Raw genomic sequence first — 18832 nt, forward strand, 5'->3', positions numbered from 1 at the left:
CACAGATCAAGCCCCGGTAGCTTAAGCCCCTCTTATCGAGTAGAACTGACAATGGAAGCATGTCTGATCGTCACATACCGCTGTAATGCAAAGTGCTATATGTGCAACACATGGCAGCACCCGACTCTTCCCCGGGAAGAATTTTCCTCCGCCCTTGTCAGCAAATTGCCCACCGGCCTGAAGTTCATTAATATAACCGGTGGCGAACCCTTTCTGAGAAAAGATATCATTGACCTCATCGATACCGCGCTCTACAGAACCGAACGGCTGGTCATCAGCACCAACGGTTACTTCACCGACCGGATCATTGATGCGGCTGAAAGGTTCGGGAACAAAATCGGTTTCCGGATCTCGATTGAAGGGTTGCCCGCCGCAAACGACGAACTCAGAGGCATCAGGAACGGCTTCGACCATGGGATCCGGACCCTGACAACCCTGCAAAGGATGGGCATGCAGGACATCGGTTTCGGCATCACCGTTTCCGACAGAAACGCCGACGACATGATCGAACTCTTTCACCTGGCCAACGCAATGAACCTGGAGTTTGCCACCGCCACTACCCACAACTCCTTTTACTTCCATAAAGAAGACAACCACTATGTCGACCGGGAACGCGTAGCGAAGGCGTTTGAGACCATTTCCCAGGAACTCCTGAAAACCACGAGGCCGAAAAACTGGTTCCGTGCCTACTTTAACATGGGACTGGCCAACAAGGTGCGGGGTAATCCAAGACCCCTGCCCTGTGAGGTCGGCACGGACATGTTCTTCGTTGATCCGTTCGGCAATGTTCTGCCATGCAACGGTTCGGATGAACCGATGATCATGGGCAATCTCCACGAAAACAGTTTCGCCTCCATCTGGAAAAGCGAGCGGGCCCGGGAGGTCCGGAAACTGGTTGCCCGCTGTAACAAGCAGTGCTGGATGATCGGCTCGGCCGCACCCGCCATGAAAAAGAGGATTCTCATTCCGGTCAGGTGGGTCCTGAAAAACCGGCTCAGGGTTTTCAACGCTTCGGGGAGAGAAACAATCCTGTCACCAATATGCCGATAACCCGGATTGCCAAATCGCCCATAAACCCTTTACCTTGTAGGGGAAACAAGTATTTTATCGAATACTATTTAAATCTTAATGGAACATTCATATTTGTCTGGCAAGTTATGGACTCCTGATTTCATGACTGTTTTGAAAATTGATCATTAACCTTGACTGATGACGAAATGACGGCGCCGAAAAAAAACACAATCACCGAACTGGACAAGGCAGGCCCCTCTTCGAAACAGGAGGGGAGGCTCCGGTCTCTGCTGGACTTTTTAGCGTCCGTCAACGATCAGCACTTCACCGGCTACATCAAGGTCAACTTCAATCAGGGAAATATCTGCAAGGTTGAGAAATATGAAGAGATTCTTCGCAAAAGCTGACCTCAACAATGTTTTTTTCATTAACAAATGATTTACCACTCCTTGATTAAAAGGAAACAGAAAGATAATACCAGATTAATATCCATGTTGTATAACCAAGACTAACGGTTCGAATAAAACAACAAAAAAATATTGCAATACCTTCAGGGTACTTTGCTGACTTCCAATAACGGAAGGACCAGAAAGCCCGGATCAAAAGTCACGCAGCTGACCTGATCCGGGCTTTTTTTTTTGGATAATCAAGCTCGGTGCAGAATGTGCGGCGGGCCATTTATTGAACATTATGGAAAGGAGGTGAACAGCAGAATACGCAACACGGATCAAGACTTTGCAGTCGGCAGCACGATGAATTTTGGTCCGGGAGCAAAACGGAAACAGTCGGCCCCCGGTCAAATACCAAACTGAAAAAAGCATAATCCAACTATTAAGGTGAACAACATGAAAAAATCAATTATCGCTTCACTCGCCGCCTTCCTCGCGGTGTTCGCTGTAGCCGGGCAGGCCTCAGCGTACTTCGAGCAGGGTAAACTCGTCCAGGTTGTCTACGCCGAAACAAAAAACGAGGTCCTTACCGATCTCGGTCAATATGCCGCAACAGGCGCACTTGACCTGACCGCGCAGAATGTTCAATTGAGCGCACCAGGCTCCATTGACTACCTGGCCCTTACCGGCGGCGCTTCAATGGCCGACCTGAAACTTGGCTACTACATGGATAACTCCAACGTAACCACTTATGATATGCATGCGTACTTCGTGACCGTAAATCCGAATGCCCCGGCCTTGACCACCAACTACACCAACCTGATCAATTTCAGGAACGTAGCCGATCAGGTCAGCACCTACGCAGCACTTTCCGGAACCCAGACCGTTTCTCATTCGGTAGCCGTATCCGGAAAATCTTACGACATTCTGTTCAACAGCAATTCCGGCGATCCGGGTGTTTATGGCGGATTGAACCTCGATACGGGTACCGGGGAAGCCAACCTTGCCGCCCTTGTTGATCCCGCGGGATATGTCGATATGTATCTCTATCACACAACCCTGAACCTCACCAACGGCGCGGTTGAACTGGTTCCCGGCGCCACCACCGATTATGTTGCGGTCCTCCGTCTGAACGCCGACGGCAGCACCACCCTGAACCCGAACGCCGTTCCTTTACCGGCCAGCATGCTGCTCTTCGGTTCAAGCTTCATTGGCCTGCTCGGGTTCAGGAGAAGAAAACGCGCTTGATTGCCGCACGGCAACCAGCGGTAATTTTGTTTCATTCAAAGAATAACTAAAGGAGATTCACAATGAAGAAATTAGTACTCGGCGCCATGTTGGGCGCATCACTTCTGGCAATGGCATCTACCGCAAGCGCAGCGGTAGAGATCAACATCTTCGGCGCGTCCGCCCAGAACGACTACTGGAACACTGCCGCGCCTCTGTACCTTGCTGCACCGGTTGCCAACGGCGGCATGGGCTGTGATCCCGCCACCGTTGCCAAGGCCAACCGTTACTACGACAAAGGCGGAGTCTGGACCAAGGACAAGAAGATGGGCATCGCCAAGGGCGACAACTGTGCCGGCGCCGGCGGTGATACCGTTTATATCCAGTACACTGCCGTTGCCTCTTTTGAAGGCCCGCGTTCCGTATACGGTGTTGATCCCGACAACCTGGACTCATGCAGCGACAATCCGGCCTACGACGATCATTATCGTGAAATGATCGACGAGACCAGCTGTGACTTCGCAATCGGCGAATGTTCCGCCAAGGCCTGTAAAGACGTAACCATCGGCGCTTCCGACGTTGCCGCCGAATCCTTCACCCAGTCAAGCACGGGTTGTATCAACGGCCATGTGGATTGCAGCGAGGTCCTGGACATCAGTCTGACCCCTGACACCATCCCGACTGCCGGTCTTGACACCTACCGCCCGATTGTGGTCCCTTTCCGTTTCTTTGTCAGCGACAACCTGGCAACAGCCGGCATCAACAACCTGACCAGGCTGCAGGCTGTTCTTCTCTTCAACGGCAACGTCACCAACTGGAGCCAGTTCGGTCCTTCTTACCCGAACCTCGGCACCGTGATCTGTCTGCGCCATGCCGGTTCCGGGACCCATGCCACCCTCGACAAGGCGGTTATGCGCGGCGATTACCCCCTCGCCAGCGTGCAAATCGTACCGCCTCCGTTTAACCCCACCGGACAGGTCATCTATTTCAACGAGAGTTCATCAAACCTGATGGACTGTGTAAACGACCTCGGCGGCAAATCCGCAGCGACCCACGGCGCAGTAGGATATGCCGATGCGGACAAAAATGCTGCCGGAACCTGGCCGAATGTGGTCAATGTTACCTACAACGGGGTAGACGCGCTCCAGGACCACATCAAGAACGGTGTCTACAGCTTCTGGTCGGCCCAGTGGATCTACGAAGATCCGACCGAGCCGAACTATGCCGTTACCCACCCGATCGTGCAGTCGATGATGGCTTATTCCAGCATCGCTGCAAACATCCCGGCTTCCAAAGCCCCTTACTGGGTAGCGAAGAACGACCTGAATGTCACCAAGGGAACCGACTTCGTTCTGCCCAAGTTCTAATTTCGTAATGTCGTACAAGCAACTTGAGTAAGAGCTGTTCCCCCTCGGGGGGCCCCTGATCGGGCCCCCCATTTTTATTTATCCCGCCAAACGGAAATTTAACAAAACCCTCACTGTTTTCTGACACTCATTCTGTATTGTCTCAGCGTTACCGATATTCACCAGAAAAACAAATTTCACCGAGATCCCCGACATGAATAACGCGACACCCGTTTTACCATTTGAATCTCTCCCTTTCCTGACCCTGTCCCTGGTCGTTGCGGCGTTCCTGGTCCTCGTCCTGATCGGCTGTCAACCCAGGGAAGTCTCATCTGAGGACGCCGCAGCCACAACCCTGGCGGCCGAAAATTGCGCTGATGCCGAAGCGGGGCAGCCTGCCGCTATAGCCGGCTGCGGTCCGGAAAACGCTCCATCCCAACAGGGTACAACCCGCCTGGTCTTCGATTATGACTGCAGACTGAAAGACGGTGCCCTGGCTGCAACAACACGGGAGGATACGGTGAAAGACCCCTCAATCCGCAAAGCGTCAATATTTCTTCCACTCCGCAGCTATCAGCCGGTAATCGCCGGTGATTCCGACAATACCGAAAAACCGCCACTCTATCTGCAGACATTTGAAGAAAAGATCGCCCATTACATTAACGAAATGATCACCACGCTGCCGACCGGCAGACCAACCGCTCTGGAACTGCAGGCGGATGTGCCGCCGGACATCCCCACCGAAGAACGCTACCTGCAGATGGCCCGGCAGTTCAAGCAGCCGAGAAAAATCCTGCTCAAGCAAGATTACTTCAAAGACCGATACCACACCGATCCGGCCCGGGGAATGGAGCTTGATCAGGAGACCGACTTCCCCGGCCGGGTTCTGGAAGTAACCGATGAAGCCATCACCATCCTTTATACCGTCAAAGCGGGCGCCACCATTGCCACCCAGTTCGGTCCCGGACAGGTCCGGGAAGAAGGTGAAGAGTTCATCGTTTCGCTGAATGTTGCAAAGGGCGAGCTGGTGCGCACCGGCCCCTTGCTCGGACAGGTCATCAAGACAGACGAGCAGACCTTTACCATCGACTTCGGTCTTCCGTTCGGAGGCGAAACCCTCTATTGCGAGGTCACACCCAGGGCCGTTAGCGGCGAGGAGCTCGAAATCCTTGCCCGGAACAGAAAGCCGAGCCATGAAACCTCAGCAGAATCGGCGTCTTCAGCAATCATCTGGCAGAAAGATCTCGATTCGGCGATGGCTGAAGCCGGAAAGGAAAAGAAACCGCTTGTCCTCGTCCTCTATGCGGACTGGTGCCAATGGTGCGACAAGCTGTTCGGCCAGGTCCTGCCCGATGCCAGGATCAGGAATATTCAGGAACGCTATGTCTGGCTGAAGATCAATTCCGATCAGGAAAAAGAGATCTACGACCGGTTCGAACAGAAGGGATATCCGAACATCATTCTTTTTGACGAGTCCGGCAGGCAGCAGAAGAAGATCGAGGGTTTCCTGGATTCCGTCGCCCTCGAAAATGAACTTTTAAAGCTCGTCCGGGATAAGAACCGGAGCTGATGCCTGCGCTTCGCTTCAAGACGGGCTATCCCGTGCAACACCGGACCTGGTTACGCCGGTATCACCGCCTTGCGTCCTGGCTGATGCTCCTGGTTGTGATGGCCGGATCGCCGGTTGCCGCCCTTTGCGCGGAGGAGAAAACAACCTTTGAGATCACCGGATTTGTGATCGAAGGGAACACCCTGCTCCCGGAAGAACAGCTTGACGATGATGCTGATTCAGCCGTCTTCGACGTGACCCTCAAGGAAGCGCTCGAAGAGTTCGTCGGTGAAGAAAAAACCGCAGCTGATGTTGAAGAGGCCCGGACAATGCTTGAAAAACTCTATCACCAGAAGGGATATCCAACGGTTATCGTATCCATCCCTGAGCAGAACGTTGAGGAGGGGGTGGTCCGTCTCAAGGTTGTCGAAGGTAAAATCAGGCGGGTAAGAATCACCGGCAACCGTTTCTTCACCATGAAAAACATCCTCTCCGATCTTCATACTCTCCAGGAGGGAGAGATCATCTATCTCCCTCACCTGCAGAGAGAACTGGTCGGCCTGAACTCCACCCCGGGGCTCACCGTGGAACCCCTGTTGACTCCGGGAAAAGAGTTCGGCACCGTTGACGTGGAGTTAAAGGTCAAAGACAGCAATCCCCTGACCGGAGGCCTGGAAATCAACAACCGGGCATCGAAAAACACCAGCTCCCTGCGCCTGAACGGCATGCTCGGCTACAACAACCTCTGGCAGAAAAACCACTCCGTCTCCTTTCAATACCAAATGTCCCCTGAGGAACCGAAAGAGGTGGCCGTCCTGGCCGGGACCTACGTTCTGCCCTCCCCGGTGAACGACAATCACCGGCTGGCGCTGCTGGCGATCTGGTCCGACAGCGAGACCGCCTTCGGCGACGGCTTTCAGGTAGTCGGCAAGGGGAATATCTATGGACTCCGCTACGCGGTCCCGTTGGCCGCCTACAAGTCATTCTACCACACCCTTTCCCTGGGACTTGACTACAAGGACATGGATGAAACATCAGGCTTTGACGGGGTGGAAAATGACCAGGCACCGATCACCTATCTGCCTTTCACCATCTCCTACAATTCCACCTTGCCGGGCGTCAGCGGCAGTACCCGATTCAACGCCTCCCTCAACACCGCCTTCCGGGGAATTGTTACCGACCAGCAGGAATTCGAGAACAAACGTTTTCACGCCCGAGGAAACTATGCCTACCTCACCGCTGAGATCGAAAGAAAGCAGAAGCTGCCGCGAGCATTTTCCCTCCGTTTCCTGATCAGCGGCCAGATCGCAAACCAGCCCTTGATCTCCAGCGAACAGTTTTCCGCCGGTGGAATGGAAAGCGTCCGCGGCTACCGGGAAAGTTTTACGGCCGGCGACAACGGCCTGCTCACCTCCCTTGAACTGATGGGCCCGGACCTGGCTGAAGAGGCCGACCTGACCTCCTCGGATGTTGTTCCCTACCTGTTCTTCGACTTCGCCTCCCTCCGGGTGAAAGACCCGCTTCCCGGCCAGACCGAAAACATCAGCATCGCCGGCTGCGGGGTCGGGATCAGGGGGATGATCAGCGAGCGCTTCGATTACCGGCTCGACTGGGCATTCGCCTTGAAAGATCACGATGACGTTGAAAGCGGCGGCAACCGGGTCCATTTCAGGGCCGGGATAAGGTTCTAGGTCATCAGATGGACAGACAACAGCGAGCAAGAATAAACTCCAGGACCACCCAGGGAAGAGCAATGACCGGCACACTAAGAAGATTCGAGAGAGTCGTTTCCATCACCATTATTGTTTCACATTTCCTTACCGCAACAATCGGCTACGCAGCGCCCACCATTCCCGGATACTATGGTGATCCTGCAAACATTCTGACTCCGCCCGTCCCGACCTCCCTGCCGGGAGATTATACTATTCTGCAGGGGGTCTCTTCGATCAATACCGATGCCGCAACAGCCGCGATGACCGTCCACCAGGATCGGGAAAAGGCGGTGATCCACTGGCAGACATTCGATATCGGCTCGCAGGCCTCAGTACATTTTGACCAGCAGGGCAACAAGAGCTGGCAGGCGTTGAACAGGATCAATGATCTCAACCCCAGCCAGATCTATGGAAAACTCACCGCCGACGGCGGGATTTTCCTGATCAACAGGAACGGGATCCTCTTCGGCCCCGGATCACAAACCAATATCCACACACTGGTTGCCTCATCCCTGAACCTTGACACCGATGATTTCCTGAATGCTGCAGCGATACCGGGCGGCGACACCCCATATCTGTTGACCAAAGAAACCCCTACTGACCCCGACGCCCATGTCGCAAACCATGGAAGCATTATCACCACCCCGACCGGCAGAGTGTTCCTGATCGGCTCCCATGTGGAAAACGGCGGGACCATAAATACGCCGGACGGGCAGGTCGCCCTCGCCGCCGGCGATACAGTCAAAATATACGCCTACAACTATGAAACGACCGCCATCACGGAAATGGATGCCCAGAACGGGTATTACGTTGAGCACACCGGCGATCTCGGCACGGTAACCAATTTCGAGAGCGGCACAATCCAGTCCGACCGCGGCCTGGCGGGGCTTTACGGGGGGATCGTCAACCAGGAGGGAGTGGTCCGCTCCGTAACCGCCATTGATCGGAATGGGCAGATCCAGCTTGTCGCTTCCGACACCCTGACCACCGGGGCGAACAGTCTCACCGCAACCCCCATCGATGATTCTGGTGAGAGAAAGATCAAGGAGAAGTTTACCGCCGGCCTGATCACCCTCTCCGGCAGAACCATCGAACACAACGGCAGTATGGAAAACCCCGGGGGCACCGTCAAAATCACTGCCGAAGAAAGCATCGACCTCAACGACAACAGCTTGATTGATGTCAGCGGCAGCTGGGTGGAGCTGCAATTCAACGACCGGGTCAAGGAAGTCACCCTGAACAGCAACGAAATGAAAGACCAGCCACTCCTGAAGGAAAGTGACCTGAAGGGGAAAAAAATCCAAACCGATATCCTCTTGACCGGACTGAATATCGCCGATCTCTCCGATTACCTCGCATCAAATGAGAAGAGCGCCGCGGAACAGACAATCAACGGCGGTGCAATCCAACTGACTACCCGCAACCAGAACGGCATGATTGAGGTTGCCGATCAGGCAAATCTTGATTTTTCCGGCGGCGGGACATTTTACGGTGACGGGGTGGTCGATACGACCCGGGTCCAGATCGGAGACAAGACATACGACATCAACAACCTGCCCGGGAACGTTCCCATCGACAAGGTCCTCGGCAAATACGTCAAGGAACACAAACGCTTCAACCTTTCCGAGGAGTGGACCGGACTCTATTACGGAGGCTCAACCCCGCTGAAAGAGTATCTGCCGCGTTTCAGACTCGGCGCCGACGCAGGATCACTCCTGATCAAGACCGGCAGGGTTGATCTTGACGGCATTCTCGACGGCTCCTCATTCAACAGTGAGTTGCAGACCGAAGAGGAAAACGTGACCGATGGCAACGGCAATATCCTTGCCGGCAAGAAGATGTCCACCGGGGGCCGCCTGGAGTTGGGGCAGAGCGACCTCGGCATGCCCCGCGAAATTCACGACAACCTGACCTACCGGATCGTGGTTGATCAGGATGGTGAAACCGCTCGAAGCATTGATCGGGACGCCTCAAAAACCTCATACCTGTCGGCACGGAAAATTAACGAAGCCGGCCTGCACAGCATCGGTCTCTATGCAAACTCGGAGATCATCATCGACGGCCTGACCGACCTGCGCCTCACTCAGGGCGGGACTTTCACGGCAGACGCCAACAGGATTGAACACTATGGTTCAATCACCACCCCGGGGGGCGCGATAAACCTGCTGGCCCGTGAGAATATATCGACCCTTCCCACCCTGCTTACATCCGGCCTGGAAAATCCCGACCATATCGGAGTCCCGGGCAAAGAGCGGATTGTAATCGCCAGGGGCAGCACCCTCGATGTCTCCGGAAGACGGATTGATAATTCAGACGAACAGGACAACGGCAAACCCGCCGAGTCCGGCATTATCGATGGCGGCTCCATCACCATATCCAATACCACCGATGAACATCTGTTGCTGGCTGAGTGGGACCAGAGTCAGAACAAAGTAGTCTTGGTTCCCCGTGAACTGGATGCTTCAGTCATCATCGAGAAAGGCTCGGAGATCAATGTCAGCGGCGGGTACAGGATTGATGCCGAAGCTGTGGTGAGCGGCGGCGACGGCGGTTCTCTGGTTATCGAGGGAAGGACCGTGGCGGCAAACGGCAACCTCAAAGGACACTCTCTTGCCGGCAACAGGGGCGGAACCGTTAAAATCCACGCCGAAACAGTGGACATTGTTCAGTCTGCTCCTTCCGGGGCCGAAAACATTCAAGGCAATACCGATTTTAAAGATTTCGCAGACGGCGCTTTCGCCGAGAAATTCATCCTTGCCCAGGACCGGTTCGACACCTCCGGTTTTTCCGGAATCTCCCTCAAGAGCACGAAAAATCTGACCGTCGCCCCGGGAGTCACCCTGCGGCCTTCAACAACCAAGATAAGCGATCCGTGGGCTACCGCTACGGCCGGAACTTCTCCGGAGTATTTTGACCTGGATGTTGACCAGGCCGAACCTTCAACCCTGGACCTCCAGGCCTCCATGAACCGCTCCGCCCAGCCAGGCACTCCCACCGGCAAGATGATCATCGGCAAAGATTCCGAGCTGGCGGTGTCCCCATCCGGTTCCATTAAGCTCAGTGGCTTTCGCACCGAGGTCGATGGTGTCCTGAAGGCCCTCGGCGGCCAGGTCTCGGTCGGTTCAACTTATAATGGAACGGTTCTCGGGGACAATGCGAAGATTCTCGCCCATGGAATCAATCTGCCTGAAGAACAGGGAATTTTTTCAGGCAGGCCCCAAAACCATATTCCCGTTGCCGGAGGAGCAGTCACCATTTCCGCAACGGGTATGAACGGCACGCTCACCATGGCCGAGGGTGCGGTGATCGATGTTTCCGGATCCGAACCGGTACCGAACACCTACTCCAATACGACCGGAGAAACCTATACTCTGGATGTTGCAGGCAGATCAGGCAACCTGACCCTGATTTACGACCAAAGCATGGCCCTTGACGGAACGATTCGTGCGGGGAGCAGACTCACAACTCTCGGGGGAGGCAAACTCAGGGTCGAAAGCCGGAACGAAATCGACCCGCTCAAGATCTCCGACGCTCAGGTAAGAAATTATACCGTTGCCGGTTTTGACGATCTCACCTTCAGCGGCCGGAGCGGGATCAGTTTCACCGACCCGATTGCCATCAGTACGAAAGAGAAACTGACCCTTGACGCCCCGGCCATCTCTGCCGCCACGGGAACCTCGACCTTGCTTCAGTCGCCCTGGATCGTTCTCAGCAACTCAAATACCAGTACCAGTACCGGCAATCTGACTCAAGCTCCCGAACCGGGGACTTCCATCCTGACCATTGACGGGGAGTTTGTCGACCTGGCAGGCAATATCCGTCTGAACGGTTTCACCGATGTGGCGATCTCCTCGGAAAACGACATCCGCCTGAGCGACCGCCAATATTTAGGCATGTGGTCCGGGAAGCTCGCCACCGCGGGCAATCTTACCCTGACCGCACGGAACATCCACCCGACAACCGATTCTGTTTTTACCATATCCGCCGGCCGCACCTTGCGTACCTTGAAATCGGGAAACACTTCCGAAAGACCGGTTTATTCAGCCGGCGGCAAACTGACCTTGGAGGGTCATGATATCGAACATCGCGGCGCCGTATCGGCGCCCCTGGGCGAAATCCGTCTCGAAGCCGACCGCAATTCCGGCCGGGTTCTGCTCGGTGAAGGAAGCACGTTGTCAACCAAAGCGGAAAGCGCCCTCCTCTATGGGGAACTCAACAACGAGAGCTGGTCCCACCGGGAGTCGAAAAGCGACTCAAGTGGTTTCCCCGTTGCAAGCCCTCCCAGCGGCGTCGTTGACATTGCCGCCGACGAGGTGATCCAGACCCCCGGGGCACTCATTGATGTCTCCGGCGGCGGCTCGATTATGGCCTACCAGTTCCTTCCCGGCCAGGACGGCACAAATAACCCGCTCAGCGCCGAAAACCGCTACATTATTCTTCCTGACAACTCGGTGGTTCTCCCCGGAAACGCCGTATATATCGAAGGAAACGACCAGATCCCCGCCGGGACTTACTCCCTTCTTCCAGCAGAATACGCCTTCCTCCCTGGGGCAATAGTCCTTGAAGCGACCGGGAAGACTTTGGCCCCGGGAGAACGGGGCGCCTCCGCCCTTGGCGACGCCATCGTTGCCGGATATTTCACCTCCATGGCAGCCGGCACCCACCCTGTGGAATTGCAGGGTTTCACCATCCGTAACGCCGGAGAAGTCCTCAGGGAAGGGCGTTTTGATGTCGCGACGATGATTTCCGGTGACGGCGGCAGTGTCACGATCGGCGCCCGGACAACCGTCCTCGGCGGCGCCATTACCGGCCGCCCCCTTGAATTTTTCAAAGGCGGCGACCTGACTCTGGCCGGGGAAAACATCACCTTTGGCGATATTCCAAATATCGATCTCAGCGGTTTTCAACTGGGGGATGAACTTGATCCTCAACTCCGAAACAGGTTAAGTGTCGGTCGGAATCTTGTCGCCGGAAACACCATCCGCAACCTGACCCTTGGTGATGACAATACCCGGACCATCACCCTGACTGAAGGAAGCACGCTCCAGGGCGCCGCCAATGTCACTCTGAAATCATCCGTCGCCATCACTCTTGAGGCCGGCTCCGAGATCCTGGCCGATGAAACCGACCAGGACCGGGACACCGGAAATGTGACCCTTGAATCCGACACCCTTACCGGTTCAGCCGACACGATGATCAGAGCGTCAAAGACCATCAACTACTCCATTCTGCACGATGCCGGCTTTACCGGAAATCTTGAGGCGAAAGGGATCAATTTCACCTCTGATCTGGTCTATGTCGTCTCTCCCGATTTCACGGGGCCGCTGACCTCGAATATGTATCTGACCAGCGAACGCATAGCCCGTCTTGGGATCATGGACAACGTCGGGATTACCAGCCGTAACGGGATCATTTTTCTCGGTGATGCGTCCTTTCACTCCATCGGCAACCTGACTCTGGATTCTTCACGCATCGCCTCCCAGTCGGACATCATCAACACCTCGCAGCAGCCGCACACCCTCACCATAGAGGCCGCGAATCTGAAAATACAGAATTCCTCCCAGGTGAAAGGACAGACCGCCAACAATGACCTCAGCGCCGCAAACTTCACCGCCGATACCATCACCTTCGGAGAGGGTGAGGTGGTGGTCGACGGTTTTGCAGATGTCTCCTTCAGCAGCGCCCAGGAGATGGTTTTTGAGGGCACCGGTGCCATTGGCGCAGACCTGCCGACCTCCGGCTCCCTGAAATTTGCGGCGGCCATCTACACGACCGGTCTGAAACTGAACGATGACGGCTCGGTTTCCCAAAATAACTACTCCATCGATGCCGGTTCCGGAGAAGCGGTCTTCAGCGGCAACGCCAACACCGGCAGCACCGGCAATATCGCCGGAAAACTCGCGGTGGAAGCCGACCGCATTCATGTCGCCCAGGCCGCTCATTTTGCTCTGCCCGGCGGGATTCTTGACCTGCACGCCACCGGCACGGATGTTGATGATGATCTCCTGATCGACGGAGACTCAATCCTTTCCGCCCGGGGTGGGGTCATGCGTCATCCGATCATCGTCAACCATAAGGAAATTCCGCTCGATTTTCCGGTGAACGGCGGGGTAATCGCCCTGACATCTGATAACGGGACGGTGCATCTTGCCCAGGGCTCGACTCTGGATGTTTCCGCCACAGACGACCGGGATGCCGGGACCCTCTCTTTGCACGCAACCCGGGGCGACACCTCCCTTGACGGCGAGATTAAAGGAGGCAGCGACTCCGGCAAAGGAGGGTCTTTCAATCTCGATACCAGGGAAATCAATGCCTCGTACCCACTCTACCACAAGATCTCCACCGGCGGTTTCACTGGCGATCTTTCCCTGCGGGCCCGCAACGGGGATGTCGTCTTGTGGTCCGGCACAGATTTCCGGGCGGAAAATTTCCGGCTGGTTGCCGATGCAGGAAAGATTGATATTCTGGGAACGATAAACGCTTCCCGCCCGGAACAGGGCGGCGACATCGAACTTCACGCCACCGCCGGTCTTAATCTCTTTGCCACCGGCCGCTTGCTTGCGCAGGGGAATGGTCCCGGTTCGGTCGGCGGCAAGATCTCTCTTGCCACCGCAAACGGCACGATCCACACCATGACCGGATCCGAGATCAATGTAACCGGGACAGGAAATGGCGGAGCCGTGACCTTCCGGGCGCCCCGAACCGCCACCCACCAGGTCAATGTCGCCCTGAACGGCTCCATTGCCGGCGCCGACAAAATGACAACCCGGGCATTCAAGGTCTTTACCGATGCGAATGGTTCGATCACTGCCGCTGATGTCAGTCTCTGGAAGAACGATGCGACAGCTTTCATGAACTCGGTCCTGTGGTCTTATCCGAACATTGATCTCCGTCCGGAGATTGAAGTCCGAACCAACGGGGACATGACCTTCGCCGGCGGCCTCGACGCTCTCCATACTTTCAGGCCCGGCGGCACACCCGGCACCCTGACCTTCAGGTCGGCCGGGAATATGAAAGTCGAGAACAACGTCATTGATTCTCCAACTCCGTATAATACAAACGGCGATTTCCGTGACGTGGTCAGTGATGGAGTGGTCGACTCCTGGGGATTGAACTTTATCGCCGGGGCCGACCTGTCCGGCGGCGATCATCTGGCCACGGTCAGCGGGACCGGCGACCTGACCATCGGCACCAGCTCGACCGGCAGACTGATCTTTTCCGAAAGCGCTCCGATCTTTTTCGCCTCCGGCCGGGACACCACAATCTACAAGGGCCCGAAACACAACCGGGAGTACATGCCGGGGATTCCCTATTTCAACATCGGCTCCTTCGACGGCGCTCTCAACGGCAGGGTCGACGGCACCCTGAACCTCACCGGCGGGATCATCCAGACCGCCACCTCTGATATTTCCATCGCCATCGGCAAGGACCTGAACATGAGTCAGCAGGGGGCCATCCGGACTGTGGGCAGGGCGCCGACCCTTGCGGAATCCCATCAGTTGATCCGAGGCACCTCGACCTTTCTCGAACCATATAACTACCCTCCCTACACGGATCTCTATGTCCACGCTCCGAGACTTGAGCAGTACTGGCTTTACACGGATGGCGGGAATGTCGCTCTCGACATCGGCGGACGGGTCGCTGGTCAGGTCTCAAATCGCACCGACGTGGGCTGGGACAAGATCCACGAACTCAATGTATTCGATACCAGCGGTCCGACTTGGGTTCCCGAAACCATCATGGGTTGGGGGGCGAACTATGACGGCCTGAACTCAACCTATGGTATAGCCACCCTCTCCGGCGGCGGGATCGACATCTCCGCTGACAACGGCTTCTTCGGCCAGGCCGCCGCCTTCGATACCGGCGACTTCAATATCACCTCTTACGGCGATATCGACGGTCACTTCATGGACCTGGACGGGACAATGACACTGTCCTCCCACAGCAACATCGGAAACAGATACGAAACCGTGCTCGATGCGGGAAAAACTGATATTTCGGTGAACTCAACCGGCAACCTGGAACTTGGCACGATAAGGAACCCGACCCTGACCAAACCTGTCGCGGGTGAACAGTGGAACATGACCTATGATGAGTATTCGGGAGCGACCCTGCAGTCGGCGGCAGGCAACATTCTCTTCAGCCAGAAGGATTCGCTGAAGAACCTTACCTACACCGATGTCAGCAACCGCTCCTGGCTTCTTCCGGCGGACCTGGAAATCCGAGCCGGAAACGACATCTCGATACTTGGCCTGTATTCCCTGGCGCCATCAGGAGATGGAAATCTCATCATGCAGGCCGGCGGGGATATAAGCGGCTCATATACCGACCTCGGTGGAAATTTTAAAAATGCCATGATCACCATCACGGAAGCCTCCCCGGCTGACGTCTACGGGGAGCATGGCAACACGGTAAGTTTATCGGCGCTGAAATTACTGAAAGCCGCCGCCACCCTTCATCTCAATGATCCCGCTCCCGTTGCGCTTAATGCCGGGGGAAATATTGCCCATCTCTCCCTGATCTCTCCGAAAAAAACAGAGATCATCGCCGACGGCGATATCCGGGAGATCAGCTACACCGGGCAGAACATCAACCAGACGGACACTTCCCTGATCATGGCCGGCGGCGATATCGATCTCCGTCGTACCGAAGGGTATCCGGTTTCCCAGAAACTCGGCATCAAGCAGGGAGGCCCGGGCTTCCTCTTTGTCAAGGCCGGCGGCAGGATCGATCTCGGGACATCCGAAGGCATCCAGTCCTATGGGGCACAGGAAAACTTCAACCTGAAATCCGTGATCAACGAATATGGCCGGGCCAAGGGAAGCGATGTAGCGGTTGTATCCGGTTATGATCTGCGCCTCTCCAAAGATGAACTCATCCGGTTCTTTGCTCTCCTTAAAGAAAAAGGCAGGACCTTCAGTGAACTGATGGCTTCGGGAAATCAAAGCGAAGCGGCAAGGATCAAAACCGAGATACGTCAGGAGGTAATCGACGTCCTTCTCGCAGGGAATCGCACCGGTTCCGGGGACATCAACATGACCAGTTCCCAGATCAAGACCAGTTCCGGAAAGGACGATATTTACCTCATCAGCGGCGGCGACCTGAACGTTGGCCGGACTGCCTTTTTCACAGACAGTTCGGAACGGTCCAAGACCGGTATTTACACTGCCGGCGGCGGCAGCATCAATATGCTGACGGAAGGGGACGTCAACGTCAACGAATCACGGGTCATGACCTTCATGGGGGGAGATATCTTCGCGCTGTCCGACAGGGGGAATATCAACGCCGGGGTCGGTTCTTCCTCGGCGGTCACCAACGAGAAAGCGACCAAGATCTTCGACCCCGACACCGGAACCCTGGTCGAGATCTTCAATCCGCCCGCAGTGGGCAGCGGCATCCGCGCCCTGACCTTTGACCCGGACGGAGCGGGCTCGATTCCATCCCCTGAAGAGGGCGACATCATCCTGGTGGCCTGGGACGGGGTGATCGATGCCGGCGAGGCGGGAATTGCCGGGCGGAATGTTCTCCTCGCCGCAACCCAGATTTTAAACGCAAAAAACATCAGCTTCTCACAGGGTTCCGTAGGGGTCCCGGTGGCAACCGAGGCAGGACCGGGCATCGGGGTCATGACCGCAAGCACGACGGCTTCTGAAGCCGATAAGGGTGCAAATGACAACGATATTCTGGGCTACTCCGATGGCGAGTTTGCCAAATCCATGGAGGCCCTGACCGAGGACCTGAAACTGAAACTCTTTCTCGTAAAATTTGTCGGCTTCGAAGATTCAATAGCTAATCCTAATGAGGAAATGAATGAAAAGATTTAACTCGATAAAGTACGCTGCCGCCGTTCTGACGGCCTTCATCTCTCTCTTCTTTCTCACTGATTCGGCCCAGGCCTGGTGGAGCGAAGAGTGGCAGTTCCGAAAAAAGATCACTTTCGATACCAGCCGGAACGGCCACCCGATCGAGGAAGCGTCTCTTGACGCGCCGATGCTGCTCAGGTTTCACAGCGGCAATTTTGATTTCAGCAAGGCAAAACAGAACGGCGCCGACCTTCGCTTTGTCGCTGCCGATGAACAGACATCTCTTGCCTACCAGATCGACACCTATGACACCATCGACGAGATCGCTTTGATCTGGGTCAAAGTACCGAAGATCAGCGGTTCGTCGGACAAGAACCACCTCTGGCTCTATTACGGAAATGAAAAGGCGGAACCGGCCGAAGATCCCGCCGGCATCTTCAGACAAGGATTCGGCGCGGTCTACCATCTCTCGGAAAGCGAAGGCCTTCCGCAGGATTCCTCCCCGAACGGCAGCCATGCAAAACGGTTCAATGGCGGTCAGTCTCTTCCTTCGATCATCGGCAACGGCGTTTCCCTGTATGGTAGCGGCAACGGGATCGTTGTGCCGTGGAGCGAGAAAACCGATCTCGCCAAAGGTTTCTCGTTCTCGACATGGCTCAGGGTTCACCAGCCCCAGAAGGAGGCAACGCTTCTGCACACAACTGAAGGCGGCAATGAAATAAAGGTTGCGATCAGCGGCGACACCATCACGGCCGCGATCATCAGAGGCAAATCCAGGGCGACCGCCTCCGCTGCCGCCCCACTCGAACCGGGGGCCTGGAATCATATCGCGGTAAACGCACAACCGAACAAGGAACTCAGCCTCCTGCTGAACGGTCGAGAAATCGCTTCCGAGAAATTTTCATTCCCCCTCCCCGCGATCAAACAGGACCTTTTTATCGGCTCTTCCGCCGACGGCGCCGACTCTTTGTTCGGAGATCTCGACGAAGTGCATATCGGCCCGGTGGTCCGCACCCAGTCCTGGCACATGTTGCAGTATGCGAACCAGGGTCCGGATGCGAAGCTCGTTTCCTGGGGAATGGAGCTCGTCGGGGAAGGCGCAAGTTACATGCCGTCCTATTACCTGATGACCATCGCCAGGAACATCAGCCTCGACGGCTGGCTGATCATCGGCATTCTCTCTCTGCTCGGAATCTTCGGCACGACGGTGCTGATCTTTAAAGCGGTTTTCATCTACCTGTCCAACAAGGACAATGACGCATTCCAAAACAAATTCGACCATCACGGCGGCCTGTATTGCCTCGACGGTGAATTTGCGGAATTCGACAATTCGCCGCTCCATCGGATCTACCGTTCCGGCTGTGAAACCCTGCAGCATATCTTCGGCAACCGGCAGGAAGAGGAGACTGCCGGTCATATCCTGACGAATAAGGAAATGAACACCTTCAAGGCGAGTCTTGAAAAGGGCTACATCAGGGAGATAAAAAATTTCAACTCGTGGATGGTGGTCATGACCCTGGCTATTTCCGGCGGTCCGTTCCTCGGTCTGCTGGGGACGGTCTGGGGCGTCATGAATACCTTTGCCGCGATGGCGGAAGCCGGTGAAGCAAGCATTATGGCCATCGCCCCGGGTATCGCCTCGGCCCTGGCGACCACCGTATTCGGCCTGATCATCGCCATCCCGGCCCTCTTCGGCTACAACTACCTGACCGGCAAGATCAAGGACCTGACCTCCGATGTCAACATATTCCTCGAAGAGTTCATCCTGATTGTTGACGAGTATCACGGAGGCTGA

8 protein-coding genes are annotated in these 18832 nt (G+C 55.6%); all 8 read left to right on the forward strand.

All coding sequences use genetic code 11. The annotated features are described in order from the left end of the window. The first annotated feature begins 51 nt into the window (after positions 1-51). A complete protein-coding gene (locus tag KKG35_01790) occupies positions 52-1050 on the forward strand; it encodes a radical SAM protein (GenBank protein MBU1736849.1) in 999 nt (332 codons plus the stop codon). A 167-nt stretch (positions 1051-1217) separates the two neighbouring features. Further along, positions 1218-1418, forward strand: a complete 201-nt coding sequence (locus KKG35_01795; protein MBU1736850.1) for a hypothetical protein — start codon at positions 1218-1220, stop codon at positions 1416-1418. Positions 1419-1856: 438 nt separating this feature from the next. Next, on the forward strand, positions 1857-2648 hold the full coding sequence (locus KKG35_01800; protein ID MBU1736851.1) for a PEP-CTERM sorting domain-containing protein: 792 nt from the start codon (positions 1857-1859) through the stop codon (positions 2646-2648). 62 nt (positions 2649-2710) lie between these two features. Continuing rightward, positions 2711-3994, forward strand: coding sequence for a substrate-binding domain-containing protein (locus tag KKG35_01805; protein MBU1736852.1), 1284 nt, complete (start codon positions 2711-2713; stop codon positions 3992-3994). Between the two features lie 193 nt (positions 3995-4187). Beyond that, positions 4188-5543 (forward strand): thioredoxin family protein, encoded by a 1356-nt coding sequence (locus tag KKG35_01810; GenBank protein MBU1736853.1) that lies wholly within the window; start codon positions 4188-4190, stop codon positions 5541-5543. Beyond that, positions 5543-7213: a BamA/TamA family outer membrane protein gene (locus KKG35_01815; GenBank protein MBU1736854.1), complete on the forward strand. Its 1671-nt coding sequence runs from the start codon at positions 5543-5545 to the stop codon at positions 7211-7213. The genes KKG35_01810 and KKG35_01815 overlap by 1 nt, the downstream gene beginning before the upstream one ends. Before the next feature lie 62 nt (positions 7214-7275). After that, entirely contained in the window at positions 7276-17058 is a 9783-nt protein-coding gene (locus KKG35_01820; protein MBU1736855.1) for a filamentous hemagglutinin family protein, read from the forward strand. Then, positions 17045-18832, forward strand: coding sequence for a DUF2341 domain-containing protein (locus KKG35_01825; protein MBU1736856.1), 1788 nt, complete (start codon positions 17045-17047; stop codon positions 18830-18832). Before KKG35_01820 ends, KKG35_01825 begins: the two co-directional genes overlap by 14 nt.

The sequence above is a fragment of the Pseudomonadota bacterium genome (genome assembly GCA_018823285.1).
GTDB lineage: Bacteria > Desulfobacterota > Desulfobulbia > Desulfobulbales > JAGXFP01 > JAHJIQ01.

Excerpts from the sequence above, each read along its gene's own strand:
- KKG35_01790 (MBU1736849.1), top strand. The coding sequence starts at position 52 with ATGGAAGCATGTCTGATCGTCACATACCGCTGTAATGCAAAGTGCTAT.
- KKG35_01795 (MBU1736850.1), top strand. The coding sequence starts at position 1,218 with ATGACGGCGCCGAAAAAAAACACAATCACCGAACTGGACAAGGCAGGC.
- KKG35_01800 (MBU1736851.1), top strand. The coding sequence starts at position 1,857 with ATGAAAAAATCAATTATCGCTTCACTCGCCGCCTTCCTCGCGGTGTTC.
- KKG35_01805 (MBU1736852.1), top strand. The coding sequence starts at position 2,711 with ATGAAGAAATTAGTACTCGGCGCCATGTTGGGCGCATCACTTCTGGCA.
- KKG35_01810 (MBU1736853.1), top strand. The coding sequence starts at position 4,188 with ATGAATAACGCGACACCCGTTTTACCATTTGAATCTCTCCCTTTCCTG.
- KKG35_01815 (MBU1736854.1), top strand. The coding sequence starts at position 5,543 with ATGCCTGCGCTTCGCTTCAAGACGGGCTATCCCGTGCAACACCGGACC.
- KKG35_01820 (MBU1736855.1), top strand. The coding sequence starts at position 7,276 with ATGACCGGCACACTAAGAAGATTCGAGAGAGTCGTTTCCATCACCATT.
- KKG35_01825 (MBU1736856.1), top strand. The coding sequence starts at position 17,045 with ATGAAAAGATTTAACTCGATAAAGTACGCTGCCGCCGTTCTGACGGCC.